Here is a 16,190-nt window from a genome sequence, read left to right on the forward strand (position 1 = left end):
GGTGAGAGAAAGGAGTGACAAGAATGATCACTAAAGCTGATAAAAATGCGACTCGTAAGAAAAGACATGCACGTGTACGTGCTAAACTTACTGGTACTGCAGAGCGTCCACGTTTAAACGTGTTCCGTTCTAACCAACATATTTACGCTCAAGTTATTGATGATGTGAATGGTGTAACGTTAGTAAGTGCATCTACTCTTGATAAAGACCTTGCTCTTAACGGTACTAGCAATATTGAAGCTGCTACGAAAGTTGGAGAATCAGTTGCTAAGCGTGCTGTAGAGAAAGGCGTTAAAGAAGTAGTATTTGATCGCGGTGGTTACTTATACCATGGCCGTGTTAAAGCTCTAGCTGAGGCTGCTCGTGAGGCTGGATTACAATTTTAATGGTCAAAGGAGGGAAAATTGATGCATCGCATTGACCCAAGTAAATTAGAACTTGAAGAACGTGTAGTTACGATAAATCGTGTCGCGAAAGTTGTTAAGGGTGGTCGTCGTTTCCGCTTTGCTGCACTAGTTGTAGTTGGCGATAAAAACGGTCATGTTGGATTCGGTACTGGTAAAGCACAAGAGGTACCAGACGCAATCCGTAAAGCTATCGAAGACGCTAAGAAAAACTTAATCGCTGTACCATTAGTTGGTACAACAATTCCACACACAATCAACGGTCATTTTGGCGCTGGTGAAGTATTCTTAAAACCTGCTGCTGAGGGTACTGGTGTTATTGCTGGTGGACCTGTTCGTGCGGTCCTTGAATTAGCTGGTGTACAAGATATTCTTTCGAAATCTCTTGGTTCTAACACACCAATCAACATGATTCGCGCTACTGTGAACGGATTAAGCGAACTTAAGCGCGCTGAAGATGTTGCAAAATTACGCGGTAAATCTGTAGAAGAGCTACTAGGTTAAGGAGGGAAAACAAATGGCGAAAAAGTTAGAAATTACCCTCACTCGTAGTGTAATTGGTCGTCCACAAGATCAACGTGCGACGGTAGAAGCTTTAGGTCTTAAAAAGTTGAATTCAACTGTAGTTAAGGAAGAAACTCCTGCTATTCTTGGTATGATCAACAAAGTTTCTCACCTTGTAACTGTAAAAGAAGCTTAAGGATAACTCATTAATATAAGGAGGTGCCTGGGAATGAAACTTCATGAATTAAAACCTGCAGAAGGTTCTCGTAAAGTACGTAACCGTGTCGGTCGTGGTATCGGTTCTGGTAACGGTAAAACTGCTGGTAAAGGTCATAAAGGACAAAACGCACGTTCTGGCGGCGGTGTTCGTCTTGGCTTCGAAGGTGGTCAAACTCCATTATTCCGTCGTTTACCAAAACGCGGCTTCACAAACATTAACCGTAAAGAGTTTGCTATTGTAAACTTATCAACGTTAAATCGTTTTGAAGATGGTACAGAAGTAACACCTGAATTATTGCTGGAAACTGGCGTTATCAGCAAGTTAAACGACGGTGTTAAAGTTCTTGCAAGCGGAGCAGTAGAGAAAAAACTAACTGTTAAAGCGCACAAGTTCTCTTCAAGTGCTAAAGAAGCAATTGAAGCAGCTGGCGGATCAGTTGAGGTGATCTAATGTTTCGTACAATCTCCAACTTTATGCGCGTTGCTGAGATAAGACGTAAAATATTATTCACTTTAGCGATGTTAATCGTATTCAGGATTGGCACGTTTATCCCCGTGCCATTTACAAATGGAGACGTACTGAAGGCACAAGATCAATTAAATGCTTTAGGTATTCTAAATACATTTGGCGGTGGAGCCTTGAAAAACTTCTCCATCTTTGCGATGGGAATCATGCCGTATATTACAGCATCCATCATCGTGCAATTATTGCAGATGGATGTTGTTCCTAAATTTTCGGAATGGTCGAAGCAAGGTGAAATGGGCCGTCGTAAATTAACGCAATTCACGCGTTACTTTACAATTGTTCTTGCGTTTATTCAGGGGTTTGGTATGTCAATCGGTTTTAACGGTATGGTAGGTGGACAATTAATTTTGAATCCAGGTTGGAGCACTTATTTATACATTGCTACGGTACTGACTGCTGGTACTGCATTTTTAATGTGGTTAGGTGAACAGATTACAGCTAAAGGTGTAGGTAATGGTATTTCCATCCTTATCTTTGGCGGTATTGCCGCAGCGATCCCAAGTGTTATATCTCAAGTGTATCAGCAACAGTTTCAAAATATCGGAGATCAATTGTTCATGAGTATCGTTAAAGTTGCATTGATTTTACTAGCTGTGCTAGCAGTTATTGTGGGTGTTATTTTCATTCAACAGGCTGTTAGAAAGATTCCAATTCAATATGCGAAGCGTGTAACAGGAGGAAATGGTGGTTATGCTGGAGCACAAAACACACATTTACCGCTTAAGGTAAATAGTGCTGGTGTTATTCCAGTAATTTTTGCTGTTTCATTCTTAATTACGCCTCCGACTATTGCACAGTTCTTCCCGAAACATGATGTATCGCAGTGGATTATTGCAAACTTTAACTATTCTCACCCAGTGGGAATGATCATATATGTTGCGCTCATTGTAGCCTTCACATATTTCTATGCATTTGTTCAGGTTAATCCAGAGCAAATGTCAGAGAATCTAAACAAGCAAGGTGGATATGTTCCAGGTATTCGTCCGGGTAAGAATACGGAACAATATCTAACAAAAATCTTGTATCGTTTGACCTTTGTAGGATCAATTTTCCTAGCAGCGATTGCAATCTTACCAGTTATCTTTACGAAATTGGGAAATCTTCCTCCGTCTGCACAGATCGGTGGAACGAGTATGTTAATCGTTGTCGGCGTTGCTTTAGAAACAATGAAGCAGCTAGAAAGCCAACTGGTAAAACGCCATTACAAAGGGTTTATCAAGCAGTGAGTAAGTGGGAAGAATTGTCTTCCCTACATGCTCATGTACTCTGAGGGGGAACAAGGATGAACTTAATTTTAATGGGGCTTCCTGGTGCTGGTAAAGGTACACAAGCCGAACAGATTGTTGCCAAGTATAACATCCCTCACATTTCAACAGGAGACATGTTCCGTGCAGCTATGAAGGCTGAAACTGAAATGGGTCTACAAGCAAAATCTTTTATTGATAAAGGTGCACTTGTTCCAGATGAAGTTACAATCGGAATCGTTCGTGAACGTTTAAGTCAAGACGACTGCGTAAGAGGTTTCTTACTAGACGGTTTCCCACGAACTGTTGCACAAGCATCAGCTCTTGAAGAAATTATGAAAGATCTTGGCAAAAAAATCGACTATGTTTTAAACATTAATGTGGATTCAGGGTTGTTATTAAAACGCCTTACAGGCCGTCGCATTTGTAAAGAGTGCGGTGCGACTTACCACTTAGAATTCAATCCACCAGCAAAAGCTGATGTGTGCGATAAATGTGGTGGCGAATTATATCAACGCTCTGATGACAATGAAGAAACTGTAGCAAATCGTTTAGATGTAAATATTAAGCAAACAAAACCTTTGCTTGATTTCTACGAAGAGCTTGGTTACTTACAAAGCATTAATGGTGAGCAAGATATCAATAAAGTATTTGCTGATATCGATGTTCTCATCGGAGGCTTAGCGTAATGATAATCTGCAAAACTCCTCGCGAGATAGAAATCATGCGAGAAGCTGGCAGGATCGTTGCTTTGACTCATCAAGAGTTGAAACAGCACATTACTCCAGGAATTACAACGAAAGAGCTCGATCAAATAGCGGAAAAGACGATTCAAAAATATGGTGCTACGCCATCTTTTAAAGGATACAACGGATTTCCGGGGAGCATATGTGCTTCTGTAAATGAAGAGCTTGTACACGGAATTCCAGGGAAGCGCAAGCTCAAAGAGGGCGATATCATCAGTATCGATATTGGTGCGAAATACAATGGGTACCATGGAGATTCTGCATGGACGTATCCAGTTGGAAACATTTCTGAATCTGTTCAAAAGCTACTTGATGTCACAGAAAAATCGTTGTATCTTGGTCTAGAACAAGTAAAACCAGGCGAGAGATTATCAAATATCTCACATGCGGTTCAAACCCATGCTGAAGAGAATGGATTCTCGATCGTTAGGGAGTATGTTGGTCACGGAATCGGGCAAGACTTACATGAGGACCCTCAAATCCCGCACTATGGTCCACCAAATAGAGGCCCTAGATTAAAGCCGGGAATGGTCATCTGTGTTGAGCCGATGGTGAATCAAGGAAGACGATATGTAAAAACACTATCTGATGACTGGACAGTGGTAACGGTAGATGGTAAATGGTGTGCCCATTTTGAGCACACGATTGCTCTTACAGAAGCAGGATACGAAATCCTTACCACTTTATAAGTAGCTGGCTCTCCGGGATTTCAGAGCAGTGTAAAATGTTACTGATTTGAAGAAGGGAGAACTATTGAATGGCTAAAGATGATGTAATTGAAGTCGAAGGTACCGTTCTTGAAACGTTGCCAAATGCTATGTTCAAAGTAGAATTAGAGAATGGGCATGTCGTATTGGCTCACGTTTCTGGTAAAATCCGTATGAACTTCATTCGTATTTTACCAGGAGACAAAGTTACGGTAGAATTATCTCCGTACGATTTAAATCGTGGTCGTATTACGTACCGTTTTAAATAATATAGCACTCCGTAATCTTTAAGGAGGTTCGAGACATGAAAGTAAGACCGTCAGTTAAACCAATCTGCGAAAAATGTAAAGTTATTCGTAGACGTGGAAAAGTAATGGTTATTTGTGAAAACCCTAAACATAAACAAAAACAAGGTTAATCAGAAGGAGGTGCATTCGTAATGGCACGTATCGCAGGTGTAGATATTCCTCGAGACAAACGCGTTGTTATTTCTTTAACTTACGTATTCGGCATTGGTCGCACAACTGCTGAAAAAATTCTTGCTGAAGCAGGTATTTCTGAAGAAACACGAGTTCGTGATTTAACGGAAGACGAATTAGGACGTATCCGTGATATCATCGATCGTATTAAAGTTGAGGGAGACCTTCGTCGTGAAGTATCTCTTAACATCAAACGTCTAATGGAGATCGGTTCTTACCGTGGTCTTCGTCACCGTCGTGGTTTACCAGTTCGTGGTCAAAACTCTAAAAACAATGCTCGTACACGTAAAGGTCCACGTCGTACAGTAGCAAATAAAAAGAAATAATAAGTAAAGGAGGTTGAACTAACAATGGCACGTAAAACAAACACTCGTAAAAAACGTGTGAAAAAGAATATTGAAGCTGGTATAGCTCATATTCGTTCTACTTTCAACAACACAATCGTAACACTTACAGATACTCACGGTAACGCACTTTCTTGGTCTAGTGCTGGTGCACTTGGTTTCCGTGGATCTCGTAAATCTACTCCATTCGCTGCGCAAATGGCTGCTGAAACTGCTGCTAAAGCTGCAATGGAACACGGTTTAAAAACTTTAGAGGTTACTGTTAAAGGTCCTGGTGCTGGTCGTGAAGCTGCAATTCGTGCTCTTCAAGCTGCAGGTCTAGAAGTAACAGCAATTAGAGATGTTACTCCAGTTCCTCATAATGGATGTCGTCCACCAAAACGTCGTCGTGTGTAATTTTTCTGTATAGAATTTTCCCTTTTGTCTATAATGGATATGATGCATTATCGAGAAATTTCGTACAGAAACATCGCTTGTTGTGCACAATCGGGAACTGCCTAAGGGGGACTTTCGGTTAGACAGGGGTTATACCTTTGTTTAACCGGGGTTTCGACGTTTTGAAGGAGGGTTTAGTTAATGATTGAAATCGAAAAGCCGAAAATCGAAACGGTTGAACTTAACGAAGATGCTAAATATGGTAAATTCGTAATTGAACCGCTTGAGCGTGGATATGGTACTACTTTGGGTAACTCCTTACGTCGTATTCTTTTATCCTCACTCCCTGGTGCCGCTGTTACTGCTATCCAAATCGATGGCGTATTACATGAATTTTCAACAGTTGAGGGCGTAGTAGAAGACGTTACGACGATCATCTTAAACTTGAAAAAGTTAGCTCTTAAAATCTACTCTGAAGAAGAGAAGACGTTGGAAATTGATGTACAGGGCGAAGGTATTGTCACAGCTGCTGATATTACTCACGATAGTGATGTAGAAATCTTAAATCCAGATTTACACATTGCAACGTTAGCAAAAGATGCGCATTTCCGCGTGCGTTTAACTGCAAAGCGTGGCCGTGGGTATACGCCAGCTGATGCAAATAAAAGCGAAGATCAACCAATAGGAGTAATTCCTATTGATTCTATTTATACTCCGGTATCACGTGTGACTTACCAAGTGGAAAAGACACGTGTCGGACAAGTGGCTAATTATGATAAGCTTACGCTTGATGTATGGACGGATGGAAGCATCGGGCCAAAAGAAGCTATCTCTTTAGGTGCCAAAATCTTAACTGAGCATTTAAATATCTTTGTTGGTTTAACTGATGAAGCACAAAATGCTGAGATTATGGTCGAGAAGGAAGAAGATCAAAAAGAGAAAGTTCTTGAGATGACTATCGAAGAACTAGACCTTTCTGTTCGTTCTTATAATTGCCTAAAACGTGCAGGAATTAATACTGTACAAGAGCTTGCGAACAAAACAGAAGAAGATATGATGAAAGTTCGTAACTTAGGACGTAAATCCTTAGAAGAAGTTAAACATAAACTTGAGGAATTAGGTTTAGGTTTACGTAAAGACGACTGAGGATTTAAACCCATCAACAAAGGAGGGAACTACGAATGGCATACAGAAAATTAGGCCGTACAAGTGCGCAACGTAAAGCTATGTTACGTGATTTAGCTACTGATTTAATTATCAACGAGCGCATCCAAACGACAGAAACTCGTGCAAAAGAACTTCGTTCTGTAGTGGAAAAAATGATCACTTTAGGTAAACGCGGAGATCTTCATGCTCGTCGTCAAGCAGCAGCTTTCATTCGCAATGAAGTAGCTAACGCTGAGACTGGTCAAGATGCACTTCAAAAACTATTCGCTGATGTAGCTCCACGCTATGCTGAGCGCCAAGGCGGATACACTCGTATTGCAAAAATTGGTCCACGTCGCGGAGACGCAGCACCAATGGTAATTATCGAGTTAGTATAATGATAATTAAAAGGGCAGGACAGTTCTTTTCAAGAAACTGGTCATGGCCCTTTTTTTTAAATATAAAAATAGGCTAACTTGGCGAAGGAAAGGGTGCCTTCTATTGAAAAAAGAGAAACTTCGGATAAAAAATATATCATTTCAATATCCTGGGGCAGCCACTTATGCATTAAAAGATGTTTCATTTTCCTTATATGAGGGAGAATGGGTTTCTATTATTGGACAAAACGGTTCAGGAAAGTCTACACTTGCAAAATTATTGAATGGTTTGTTTTTGCCAGAAGCAGGGACTATTATAATAAATGATACAATGGTTTTATCAGAGGAAACGGTATGGGATGTTCGAAAACAAATTGGAATGGTATTTCAAAATCCAGATAATCAATTTGTTGGAACAACAGTGCAAGATGATGTTGTATTTGGCTTAGAGAATATCGGAATGCCAAGAGAACAAATGATTGAAAGATTAGAACAGGCCTTGCAACTTGTCCGTATGGAAGATTTTCTTAATGATGAGCCTCATTCCTTATCCGGTGGGCAAAAGCAGCGAGTGGCAATAGCAGGCGTTTTAGCACTTCAACCATCTATTTTAATATTAGATGAAGCAACGTCAATGTTAGACCCTCAAGGGAGACGTGAAGTAGTAGAAACGGTTAGACAGCTTGTTACTCAAAAAGGTATTACTGTGTTATCGATTACGCACGATTTAGAAGAAGCGGCACAGTCAGATCGTGTCATTATTTTAAATAAGGGAGAAATATTAGAGGAAGGGACTCCAGAAAAAATTTTCAAATCCTCTCATATGCTCCAAGAAATTGGCTTAGATGTACCGTTTTCAGTGAAAATAGCAGAATTATTAAAAAGAAATGAAATTCTCTTGCAAAATACGCATCTTACAATGGAAAGCTTGGTGAACGAACTTTGGAGATTACATTCCAAAAAGTAGAGCATCGTTATCAATATAAAACTCCATTTGAAAGACGCGCACTTTATGATGTAGACGTGTCGTTTCCAAGTGGGGGCTATTATGCCATTATCGGTCATACTGGTTCAGGTAAGTCGACGATGATTCAACATTTAAATGGTTTATTGCAGCCGACAAATGGTACAGTTCAAATTGGTGAACATTTGATTTCGGCAGGAAAGAAAGAAAAAAAGCTAAAGCCACTACGTAAAAAAGTAGGGGTTGTCTTTCAATTCCCAGAACATCAGTTGTTTGAAGAGACTGTGGAGAAAGATATTTGTTTCGGCCCTACTAATTTTGGAGTATCTGTAGACGAAGCAAGGCAAAAGGCTAGAAAGGCAATTGAACTTGTAGGGCTAGAACCGGAACTGTTAACACGTTCTCCGTTCGAATTAAGTGGTGGACAAATGAGACGTGTTGCTATAGCGGGTGTACTGGCGATGGAACCTGAAGTGCTTGTATTAGATGAACCTACAGCAGGACTAGATCCAAAAGGGCAGAACGAACTTATGGAGATGTTTTATAAGCTGCACAAGGAGAAGGGTCTTACAGTTATCCTTGTAACGCATAATATGGAGGATGCTGCTCAGTATGCGGAGCAGATTGTAGTTATGCATAAAGGAACGGTCTTTTTGCAAGGAAGTGCAGAGGAAGTATTTTCACATGCTGATGAACTAGAGAAAATTGGTGTGGATCTTCCTATGTCATTAAAGTATAAACGTGCAATTGAAGAGAAGTTTGGTATTTCAATTCCAAAGGCTACCTTATCTTTAGAGGATCTTACTCATGAAGTTGTGCAGGTGATACGAAAAGGTGGTCATGAATCATGCAGCAGTTGATTATTGGGAGATATATCCCGGGGAATTCACTTATTCATCAACTTGATCCACGTACGAAGCTGCTGATTGTCTTTTTATATGTATTTGTTGTTTTCTTAGCAAATAATGCGATTTCATATGGATTTTTATTTTTATATGCACTCATTGCTTTATTTTTTGCAAAAGTGCCGATTCGTTATGTACTTTCGGGCTTAAAACCAATTTTATGGATTTTTCTTTTTACATTTTTCCTGCATATTTTTACAAATAAAGAGGGGGATGTACTATTCCAGCTTGGTTGGTTTTCGATATATGAAAAAGGATTAGAGCAAGGGATATACATTTCTGTACGATTCTTCGTTATTATTTTAATGACGACATTATTAACGTTAACGACGACACCTATTGAAATTACAGATGGTTTGGAGACGTTATTAAAGCCGTTGAAGCGTATAAAGGTTCCTGTTCATGAAATCGCATTAATGATGTCAATTTCTCTTCGTTTTATCCCGACATTAATGGATGAAACGAGTAAAATAATGAAAGCACAAGCGTCACGTGGTATTGATTTTGCCGGGGGACCGATAAAAGATAGAATGAAAGCTATTATTTCACTGCTCGTTCCTCTGTTTATCAGTGCTTTTAAGCGTGCAGAGGACTTAGCCGTTGCGATGGAAGCTCGTGGATATCAAAGTGGTGAAGGACGTACTAAATTTAGGCAACTACGCTGGAAAACAAGCGATACAGTAACGATTGTCAGCTTATTTTGTTTAGCTTGTATTTTGGCATGGGTGCGATCGTAATGGAGAATAGAGAAATGGATAGAATAAAATGTACGGTTGCATATGATGGCATGCATTTTTGTGGTTATCAAATTCAGCCGAACCATCGTACTGTTCAACAGGAGATAGAAAAAGCATTGCAGAAATTGCATAAGGGAGAACTTGTTCGTGTTCAGGCATCTGGTAGAACAGATTCTACAGTTCATGCAAAAGGACAAGTAATACACTTTGATACTCCTTTGTCTCTTGAAGAGTGGCAATGGAGTAATGCTTTAAACACAATGTTGCCAGATGATATTGTTATTAGGCAAGTAGAGAAAAAAACAGAAGAATTTCATGCACGTTACGGTGTTGAGAAAAAAGAATATCGTTATCGTGTATTATTATCAAAGACTGCGGATGTATTCCGTAGAAATTACGTATATCAATATCCATACCCGCTCGAAATCAACTCTATAAGAAAAGCAATTCCTTATTTTATTGGAACGCATGATTTCACTTCTTTTTGTTCGGCAAAAACTGACAAAAAAGATAAAGTGCGAACAATTTATGAAATCGAGTTAATTGAACAAGATGATGAAATAATTTTTCGTTTTGTAGGTAATGGATTTTTATATAATATGGTCAGAATTATTGTTGGTACGTTACTTAGCGTAGGGCAAGGAAAGCTTGATCCTGATAGCATTCCAGAGATTTTAGCGAAACAAAATCGTCAGTTTGCTGGAAAGATGGCTCCAGGTCATGGGCTTTACTTATGGGAGGTAAACTATAACAACTAATCCTGGTGTAACATTTGCTTGACATTAGAAACTCAAAAGTATATCATAACATATGGTATTGTTTCTAAAACCACGATTAGCCCCGGAAGGAAATCGTGTTTAAGATAAACAATAGATTTTTTCTATGGAAAAGATAACGAGGAGGGAAACACATGCGTACGACTTTTATGGCAAAAGCTAACGAAGTTGAGCGTAAATGGTATGTGGTTGATGCTGAAGGTCAAACTTTAGGTCGCCTTGCTAGTGAAGTAGCATCCATTTTACGTGGTAAAAACAAACCTACATTTACACCACACGTTGACACGGGTGATCATGTAATTATTATTAACGCTGAGAAAATTCATTTAACAGGTAATAAATTAAACGATAAAATTTACTACCGTCACACTAACCACCCAGGTGGACTTAAGCAAAGAACAGCTCTTGAAATGCGTACAAACTACCCTGTACAAATGTTAGAGCTTGCAATTAAAGGCATGCTTCCAAAAGGACGCTTAGGCCGTCAAGTTTCTAAGAAACTTAACGTGTATGCTGGAGCAGAGCATCCACACCAAGCACAAAAACCAGAAGTTTACGAACTTCGCGGATAATTAATTAAAGGAGGGCTTACTTTGGCACAGGTTCAATACTATGGCACTGGACGTCGTAAGAGTTCAGTAGCGCGCGTACGCCTAGTTCCAGGCGAAGGACGCGTTATCATTAACGGTCGTGATTTTGAAAACTATATCCCATTTGCTGCATTACGTGAAGTAGTGAAACAACCTCTAGTTGCAACAGAAACTTTAGGTAACTACGATGTACTTGTAAACGTAAATGGTGGTGGATACACTGGTCAAGCTGGTGCTATTCGTCACGGTATTTCTCGCGCTTTATTAAAAGCTGATCCAGAATACCGTCTAACACTAAAACGTGCAGGTCTATTAACTCGTGACGCACGTATGAAAGAGCGTAAAAAATACGGTCTTAAAGGCGCACGTCGTGCACCTCAGTTCTCAAAACGTTAATTTTTGCGAACTACAAACCCCAACCATTTTGGTTGGGGTTTTTTTATGTTTCATTCCTCTTTTGCAATTTTTATAGCTTGGAATATTTTAGTGCTACCGCCACGCGTATGCTTCTTCTTTAGAAGTTTAGACTAATACGTATTAGGGAGGTTTATAAGTACTATGAATGTCATTGTCAGCTTACAAGAAAAACAAAAAGAAAAGCAGTTAAAATACGAGCGGAAGATGTTGCGGGAATTATCATTAAAAACATTGCGTTCAAATATTCGTGATGCCTTTCAAATGCAAGAGCTTCATCGTCAGTATGAAGATTACTGTATTGAATTAGGGATAGAATCTTATTTATTAGGAGCGAGATATAGTAAATTTGGTTATTATGGTGAATCGTTTTTTGATGTGAAATATAGAGCTTTAGAAGAAGAACAACAATTAACTGAAACGCTATTTCAATTTTTAACGAGTATGACTATGCGAGAAATAAAGTTGAAAGATGAGGAATTACTTTTTGAATCTTGTCAGCAGTTCATAGGATTGTGGTGGCAAGAAGGGTATGAAAAAGGTGAAAGAAGATATCGATTAAAGCTTCATTAAGACAAGCATAAACTTTCCTCTTGTCCCATATAAGTAATTAGAGGGACTAGCTGGAGGAGGAAAGGTATGAAGAGAATTCGAATTATCTCTTTTGCACTCGCTGCGGTTGTATTGTTTTTTTTAGTCAAACAAGAATTTCAAATTACAAAATCGTGGCGTGCTTGGAATTTACCCTTATCAGGGAAAGTAATCGTATTAGATGCTGGGCATGGTGGACCAGATGGAGGGGCTGTTGGTGGAAAGGATATTATAGAAAAGGATATTACGCTTGAAATTACAAAAAAGGTACAAGACTATTTACAAGAACAAGGTGCACTAGTCATTTTAACGCGTGAGGGAGATTATGATTTAGCTAACAAAGATACAAAGTCATATAGCAGACGTAAAGCAGAGGATTTAAAAAAACGTGTAGAAATCATCAATAAACCTGATGTAGACTTTTTTGCAAGTATTCATTTAAATGCTTTAACTAGTAGTGGATCGAAAGGCGCACAAACGTTCTATTACCGCTCTTCAATTGAAAATGAACGTGCTGCAAAATTTATACAGGCTGAATTGAGAACAAGTTTAGAGAACACGAATCGTTCTGCTAAGACTATTTCGCATGTGTATTTATTAAAGTATTCTAAAACACCAGGTGCTTTAATTGAAGCTGGCTTTTTATCGAATGTGAACGAAAGGTATATGTTAAATTCGGAGAAATATCAGCAAAAGGTAGCAGCTGCAATATACCGTGGTATATTACGTTATTTCACGGAAAAAGGAAATCCTCCAGAATAAGGAGGATTTTTTTGAGCTTCTCTCGTTAACGAAGTTTTCGGAAAATATGTTATACTGGAAATGTAAACGCATTTATTTCAAGAATAAGCGGAGATAAATTCAATTAACATTACGTTATTTTTCATACAGGGGGCTGGGCTAATTATGGTAACGAAAGAGCAAGTGGTTGAAGCGTTAGAAGGGATTGTAGATCCGTTTTTACATAAAACTTTAAAAGAAACAAGTGCAATTAAAGAGGTAACAGTCAAGCCAGAGAAGGAACATGTGAGTGTCAAAATTGCAATCGTAAAAACCGGTACAGCGGAACAAATGCAGTTGCAGTCTGGAATTGTAAAGTTAGTAAAAGAACTTGGGGCAGCAACAGTTGGACTTCGTTTTGCAGAATTTACAGAAGAGGAATTAGCTCAGTTTGCACCGGAACAAGAAGAAGAGCAAAGTGAATCTTTATTGTCACCTAATTCAAAAACAACATTCTTAGCGGTAGCGAGTGGAAAAGGTGGCGTGGGAAAATCAACTGTTTCCGTTAACCTTGCAGTTGCTTTAGCTCGTTTAGGAAAAAAAGTTGGTATTATCGATGCGGACATTTACGGTTTTAGTGTGCCAGACATGATGGGGATAGAAAAACGTCCTATCGTAAGAGGTGACAAGATAATTCCGGTGGAACGTTTAGGTGTAAAGGTAATCTCAATGGGCTTCTTTGTAGAGGATAATGCACCAGTTATTTGGAGAGGACCTATGCTTGGGAAAATGTTAAACCACTTCTTCACAGAAGTAGAATGGGGCGATTTAGATTATTTAGTACTAGATTTGCCACCAGGCACAGGTGATGTTGCGTTAGATGTGCACTCAATGTTGCCATCTTGCAAAGAGATTATTGTAACGACGCCTCATCCAACAGCTGCGTTTGTAGCAGCGCGTGCTGGAGCGATGGCATTGCGCACTGAACATAGTATTCTTGGTGTTGTTGAGAATATGGCATATTTTGAAAGTAAGGTAACTGGTGAGAAAGAATATGTATTTGGAAAAGGCGGGGGAGATAAGTTAGCTACCGAATTACAAACGAATGTTCTTGGTCGAATTCCGCTACAACAACCCGATTGGAATAAAGAAGACTTTGCTCCTTCAGTATATGAAGATACACATACAACGGGCATTATTTATAGTAAAATAGCTGAAACAGTAATTGATAAAACAGCTGTTACACAAAAATAAAGTGAAACTTTAATTAGTGGGGTTCACCTGTTACTGACAACAATAAGGCTTTTGTTGTTAGTAAACCTTTCGCTTAACTAGAGGCGGTCCATTTTGTCTGTTAATAGTAAGATAAAGTAATAACGAGTGAACAATGTATACATTGTTCACTCGTTATTATAGTTATTATTTTTTACTGTTCTTCCTTCTTCTCGCCTTGAGAACCACCGTCACCGCCTGCTTCTTTCTTACCAGATCCGCCTTTTTCAGCTTTTTGCACACCTTTACTAATGATATCAATCATCTTGGCTTGGAAGAGTGGACTTTCAGCAGTTTCTGTTAGTACTTGTTGTAGATATTGACGGTATTCTTTACTCTTCATTGTTTGTAACATCATTTTTTCTACTTCAGGATTTTTCATAATTTCTATAACACCTGCTTGGTATTCAGGGTCTTTTAGTAAGGTTTTCATTAATTGAGTTTGTTCTTTCCCCATACTTTTAGCAAACTTTGATGAGAACTCAGGATCTTTAAAGAGCTTTTCCCAGAATTGTTGCCCTTTATCGGATACCATGGCATCTTCAATCGTTTTCTTTACTACTGTTTCATCTAGTATGAGTGCTTGTTTCATTTTTTCATCAGTTAATACATCTTGAATAGCTTTCTTACCTTGATCTGTTTTTAAAATATCAACAATCATTTTCTTTGTTTGATCGTAATCTAGTTCGGATTTCGTTTCTTTTCCTTGTGCGCATGCTGCAAGTGCGATAAGTAGAAAAGAAGAAACGAAAATGAATAGCATCCGTTTCATAAGTTGGAACTCCTTTCAGCACAGTTCTCTCTTTTTAATATAAATATCTTTAAGGAATTTATACATGAACATGGCTAGCTTTTTGAAATTGTCATTGATACAATTTAATTAGAAATATAAGGATAATGGGGGATGTGTTGTGAATAGCCGCAAGTGGGTACGACTATTTTTAACGACGTTGTTTCTTGGTGGGATTAGCACAGTTATTATTGGTTTTGTTTTGGAGTGGGACAAGTACAATGAATTTTTTCAAAATTTCGACGGTAAGGAGATTTTAGCAGTATCTTTCTGGCTGATGGGTGTAGGATTTATTTTTAGTGTTATAAGTCAAATGGGATTCTTTGCATATTTAACAATCCACCGTTTTGGACTAGGGATGTTTCGCTCATCTTCTTTATGGAATGCAGTCCAGCTCTTCTTTATTGCATTCGTATTATTTGATTTTGTGTATTTAAGATCTGTACTTATTGCAAATGGGGAAGTCTCGTTAGGGAATAACATACTTGTTGCTGGAATATTATTTGTGTTTGGAGCAATTGTTGCTTATGTAAAAAGTAAAGAAACAAATAAAAAAGCATTTGTGCCAGCTCTGTTCTTTATGGTTGTTGTAACAATCCTTGAATGGGTACCGGCGCTTCGGATTAATGATACAGATTGGCTATATTTAATGGTTATACCGCTATTGTTATGTAATGCGTATCAATTACTTGTATTACATCGTTTAATCGGAAAAACAAGTAAATCAGCTTAATAGAGAGAGGTTTTATACACCAGCAGTTATAATGCTGGAAATAGTATGATTAAAAAAGCTCTACCACCTTCTTGAAAGGTAGTAGAGCTTTTTATGCGTGAAGAGTAGTAGGGAAGAAGCTACTTCACATCTTCACTTTTCGTACTTGTGTTGGAAATAAGTTGTGACACGGATATTTGCTCATATCCATCACTTTTTATTTTTTGCAGGAGCAGCGGTAAAGCTCTATTTGTTTGAAGGGCAGAATCGGATGCGTGTAATAAGACGATATCTCCACCTTTCAAATTATTAGAGACAGTGGAAACGATGTTATTTACACCTGGGTTTTTCCAATCGTTTGAATTATTACTCCAATGCACGACGGTGTATCCAAGTGATTCTGCGATTTTAAGGGTTGCTTTGTTAAATTCGCCACTAGGTGGACGTAACAGCTTGACTTGTTTTACACCAAGTTTCGTAAAAACATCTTGTGCTCGTAAAAGGTCTCGTCTTATTTCATTTGTCTCTAGAGAAGTATAGGATGTGTAATTGTACCCCATACTACCAATTTCGTGTCCGTCTTTCATGATTCGCTCTACAATATCGGGGTGTCTTTCGGCCCATGCAGCAGAAAGGAAGAATGTTGCA

At 38.7% G+C, this 16,190-nt stretch carries 25 protein-coding genes (1 of these 25 cut by a window edge); 23 read left to right on the forward strand and 2 right to left on the reverse strand.

Translation table 11 applies throughout. The annotated features are described in order from the left end of the window. Nucleotides 1-23 precede the first annotated feature (23 nt). The 22 genes from rplR to MHB52_RS00855 all read left to right on the forward strand — a co-directional run bounded on the left by rplR (nt 24) and on the right by MHB52_RS00855 (nt 14,022). Complete coding sequence (gene rplR / locus MHB52_RS00750; protein WP_000628816.1) at nt 24-386, forward strand: 50S ribosomal protein L18; 363 nt, start codon at nt 24-26, stop codon at nt 384-386. Nucleotides 387-407: 21 nt separating this feature from the next. Continuing rightward, nucleotides 408-908 carry a 30S ribosomal protein S5 gene (gene rpsE / locus MHB52_RS00755; protein WP_000554646.1) on the forward strand — a complete coding sequence of 167 codons (501 nt, stop codon included), beginning with the start codon at nt 408-410 and terminating at the stop codon, nt 906-908. A gap of 13 nt (nt 909-921) precedes the next feature. Further along, a complete protein-coding gene (rpmD, locus tag MHB52_RS00760) occupies nt 922-1,104 on the forward strand; it encodes a 50S ribosomal protein L30 (protein WP_001085234.1) in 183 nt (60 codons plus the stop codon). A gap of 33 nt (nt 1,105-1,137) precedes the next feature. Further along, nucleotides 1,138-1,578, forward strand: coding sequence for a 50S ribosomal protein L15 (gene rplO, locus MHB52_RS00765; RefSeq protein ID WP_000766081.1), 441 nt, complete (start codon nt 1,138-1,140; stop codon nt 1,576-1,578). After that, complete coding sequence (secY, locus tag MHB52_RS00770) at nt 1,578-2,879, forward strand: preprotein translocase subunit SecY (protein WP_000490117.1); 1,302 nt, start codon at nt 1,578-1,580, stop codon at nt 2,877-2,879. The genes rplO and secY overlap by 1 nt, the downstream gene beginning before the upstream one ends. A 56-nt stretch (nt 2,880-2,935) precedes the next feature. Further along, nucleotides 2,936-3,586 (forward strand): adenylate kinase, encoded by a 651-nt coding sequence (locus MHB52_RS00775; protein ID WP_001048989.1) that lies wholly within the window; start codon nt 2,936-2,938, stop codon nt 3,584-3,586. Next, nucleotides 3,586-4,332, forward strand: a complete 747-nt coding sequence (map, locus tag MHB52_RS00780; protein WP_000582539.1) for a type I methionyl aminopeptidase — start codon at nt 3,586-3,588, stop codon at nt 4,330-4,332. Before MHB52_RS00775 ends, map begins: the two co-directional genes overlap by 1 nt. Nucleotides 4,333-4,400: 68 nt before the next feature. Then, nucleotides 4,401-4,619: a translation initiation factor IF-1 gene (gene infA / locus MHB52_RS00785; RefSeq protein WP_001029884.1), complete on the forward strand. Its 219-nt coding sequence runs from the start codon at nt 4,401-4,403 to the stop codon at nt 4,617-4,619. Nucleotides 4,620-4,654: 35 nt separating this feature from the next. Beyond that, nucleotides 4,655-4,768 carry a 50S ribosomal protein L36 gene (gene rpmJ, locus MHB52_RS00790; protein WP_000868344.1) on the forward strand — a complete coding sequence of 38 codons (114 nt, stop codon included), beginning with the start codon at nt 4,655-4,657 and terminating at the stop codon, nt 4,766-4,768. A 21-nt stretch (nt 4,769-4,789) separates the two neighbouring features. Continuing rightward, nucleotides 4,790-5,155, forward strand: coding sequence for a 30S ribosomal protein S13 (gene rpsM / locus MHB52_RS00795; RefSeq protein ID WP_000090788.1), 366 nt, complete (start codon nt 4,790-4,792; stop codon nt 5,153-5,155). A gap of 24 nt (nt 5,156-5,179) precedes the next feature. Further along, complete coding sequence (rpsK, locus tag MHB52_RS00800) at nt 5,180-5,569, forward strand: 30S ribosomal protein S11 (protein ID WP_000101798.1); 390 nt, start codon at nt 5,180-5,182, stop codon at nt 5,567-5,569. 180 nt (nt 5,570-5,749) lie between these two features. Next, on the forward strand, nt 5,750-6,694 hold the full coding sequence (locus MHB52_RS00805; RefSeq protein WP_000569643.1) for a DNA-directed RNA polymerase subunit alpha: 945 nt from the start codon (nt 5,750-5,752) through the stop codon (nt 6,692-6,694). A 35-nt stretch (nt 6,695-6,729) separates the two neighbouring features. Continuing rightward, complete coding sequence (gene rplQ / locus MHB52_RS00810; protein WP_000331490.1) at nt 6,730-7,092, forward strand: 50S ribosomal protein L17; 363 nt, start codon at nt 6,730-6,732, stop codon at nt 7,090-7,092. A gap of 103 nt (nt 7,093-7,195) precedes the next feature. Beyond that, complete coding sequence (locus tag MHB52_RS00815) at nt 7,196-8,038, forward strand: energy-coupling factor ABC transporter ATP-binding protein (protein WP_000711765.1); 843 nt, start codon at nt 7,196-7,198, stop codon at nt 8,036-8,038. After that, nucleotides 8,014-8,895 carry an energy-coupling factor ABC transporter ATP-binding protein gene (locus tag MHB52_RS00820; protein ID WP_000406534.1) on the forward strand — a complete coding sequence of 294 codons (882 nt, stop codon included), beginning with the start codon at nt 8,014-8,016 and terminating at the stop codon, nt 8,893-8,895. The genes MHB52_RS00815 and MHB52_RS00820 overlap by 25 nt, the downstream gene beginning before the upstream one ends. Further along, entirely contained in the window at nt 8,883-9,677 is a 795-nt protein-coding gene (locus MHB52_RS00825; RefSeq protein ID WP_001186528.1) for an energy-coupling factor transporter transmembrane component T family protein, read from the forward strand. The genes MHB52_RS00820 and MHB52_RS00825 overlap by 13 nt, the downstream gene beginning before the upstream one ends. Before the next feature lie 14 nt (nt 9,678-9,691). Beyond that, nucleotides 9,692-10,435, forward strand: coding sequence for a tRNA pseudouridine(38-40) synthase TruA (truA, locus tag MHB52_RS00830; RefSeq protein ID WP_002164804.1), 744 nt, complete (start codon nt 9,692-9,694; stop codon nt 10,433-10,435). A gap of 152 nt (nt 10,436-10,587) precedes the next feature. Further along, a complete protein-coding gene (rplM, locus tag MHB52_RS00835; RefSeq protein ID WP_001260793.1) occupies nt 10,588-11,025 on the forward strand; it encodes a 50S ribosomal protein L13 in 438 nt (145 codons plus the stop codon). Nucleotides 11,026-11,046: 21 nt separating this feature from the next. Next, nucleotides 11,047-11,439, forward strand: coding sequence for a 30S ribosomal protein S9 (gene rpsI / locus MHB52_RS00840; protein WP_000079986.1), 393 nt, complete (start codon nt 11,047-11,049; stop codon nt 11,437-11,439). A gap of 162 nt (nt 11,440-11,601) precedes the next feature. Further along, entirely contained in the window at nt 11,602-12,030 is a 429-nt protein-coding gene (locus tag MHB52_RS00845) for a DUF2521 family protein (RefSeq protein ID WP_001101005.1), read from the forward strand. A gap of 66 nt (nt 12,031-12,096) precedes the next feature. Next, nucleotides 12,097-12,810, forward strand: coding sequence for an N-acetylmuramoyl-L-alanine amidase CwlD (gene cwlD, locus MHB52_RS00850; protein WP_000822439.1), 714 nt, complete (start codon nt 12,097-12,099; stop codon nt 12,808-12,810). Between the two features lie 144 nt (nt 12,811-12,954). After that, complete coding sequence (locus tag MHB52_RS00855) at nt 12,955-14,022, forward strand: Mrp/NBP35 family ATP-binding protein (protein WP_000256628.1); 1,068 nt, start codon at nt 12,955-12,957, stop codon at nt 14,020-14,022. Between the two features lie 172 nt (nt 14,023-14,194). Here the strand turns inward: MHB52_RS00855 and gerD are convergent, their stop codons facing one another. After that, complete coding sequence (gene gerD / locus MHB52_RS00860; protein WP_000827295.1) at nt 14,195-14,812, reverse strand: spore germination lipoprotein GerD; 618 nt, start codon at nt 14,810-14,812, stop codon at nt 14,195-14,197. A 139-nt stretch (nt 14,813-14,951) separates the two neighbouring features. Between gerD and kbaA the strand changes: the two genes are divergently transcribed. Beyond that, entirely contained in the window at nt 14,952-15,563 is a 612-nt protein-coding gene (kbaA, locus tag MHB52_RS00865) for a KinB signaling pathway activation protein KbaA (RefSeq protein WP_001088523.1), read from the forward strand. A 119-nt stretch (nt 15,564-15,682) separates the two neighbouring features. On the opposite strand, the gene pdaB is transcribed toward kbaA, so the two are convergent. Next, on the reverse strand, nt 15,683-16,190 hold the 3' portion of the coding sequence (gene pdaB / locus MHB52_RS00870) for a polysaccharide deacetylase family sporulation protein PdaB (protein ID WP_000464705.1). Its footprint extends 257 nt past the window's final position; only the last 508 of its 765 coding nucleotides appear in the window; its start codon lies off the right edge, out of view; its stop codon occupies nt 15,683-15,685.

This window comes from Bacillus sp. FSL K6-0073 (assembly GCF_038006085.1).
Lineage (GTDB): Bacteria > Bacillota > Bacilli > Bacillales > Bacillaceae_G > Bacillus_A > Bacillus_A cereus.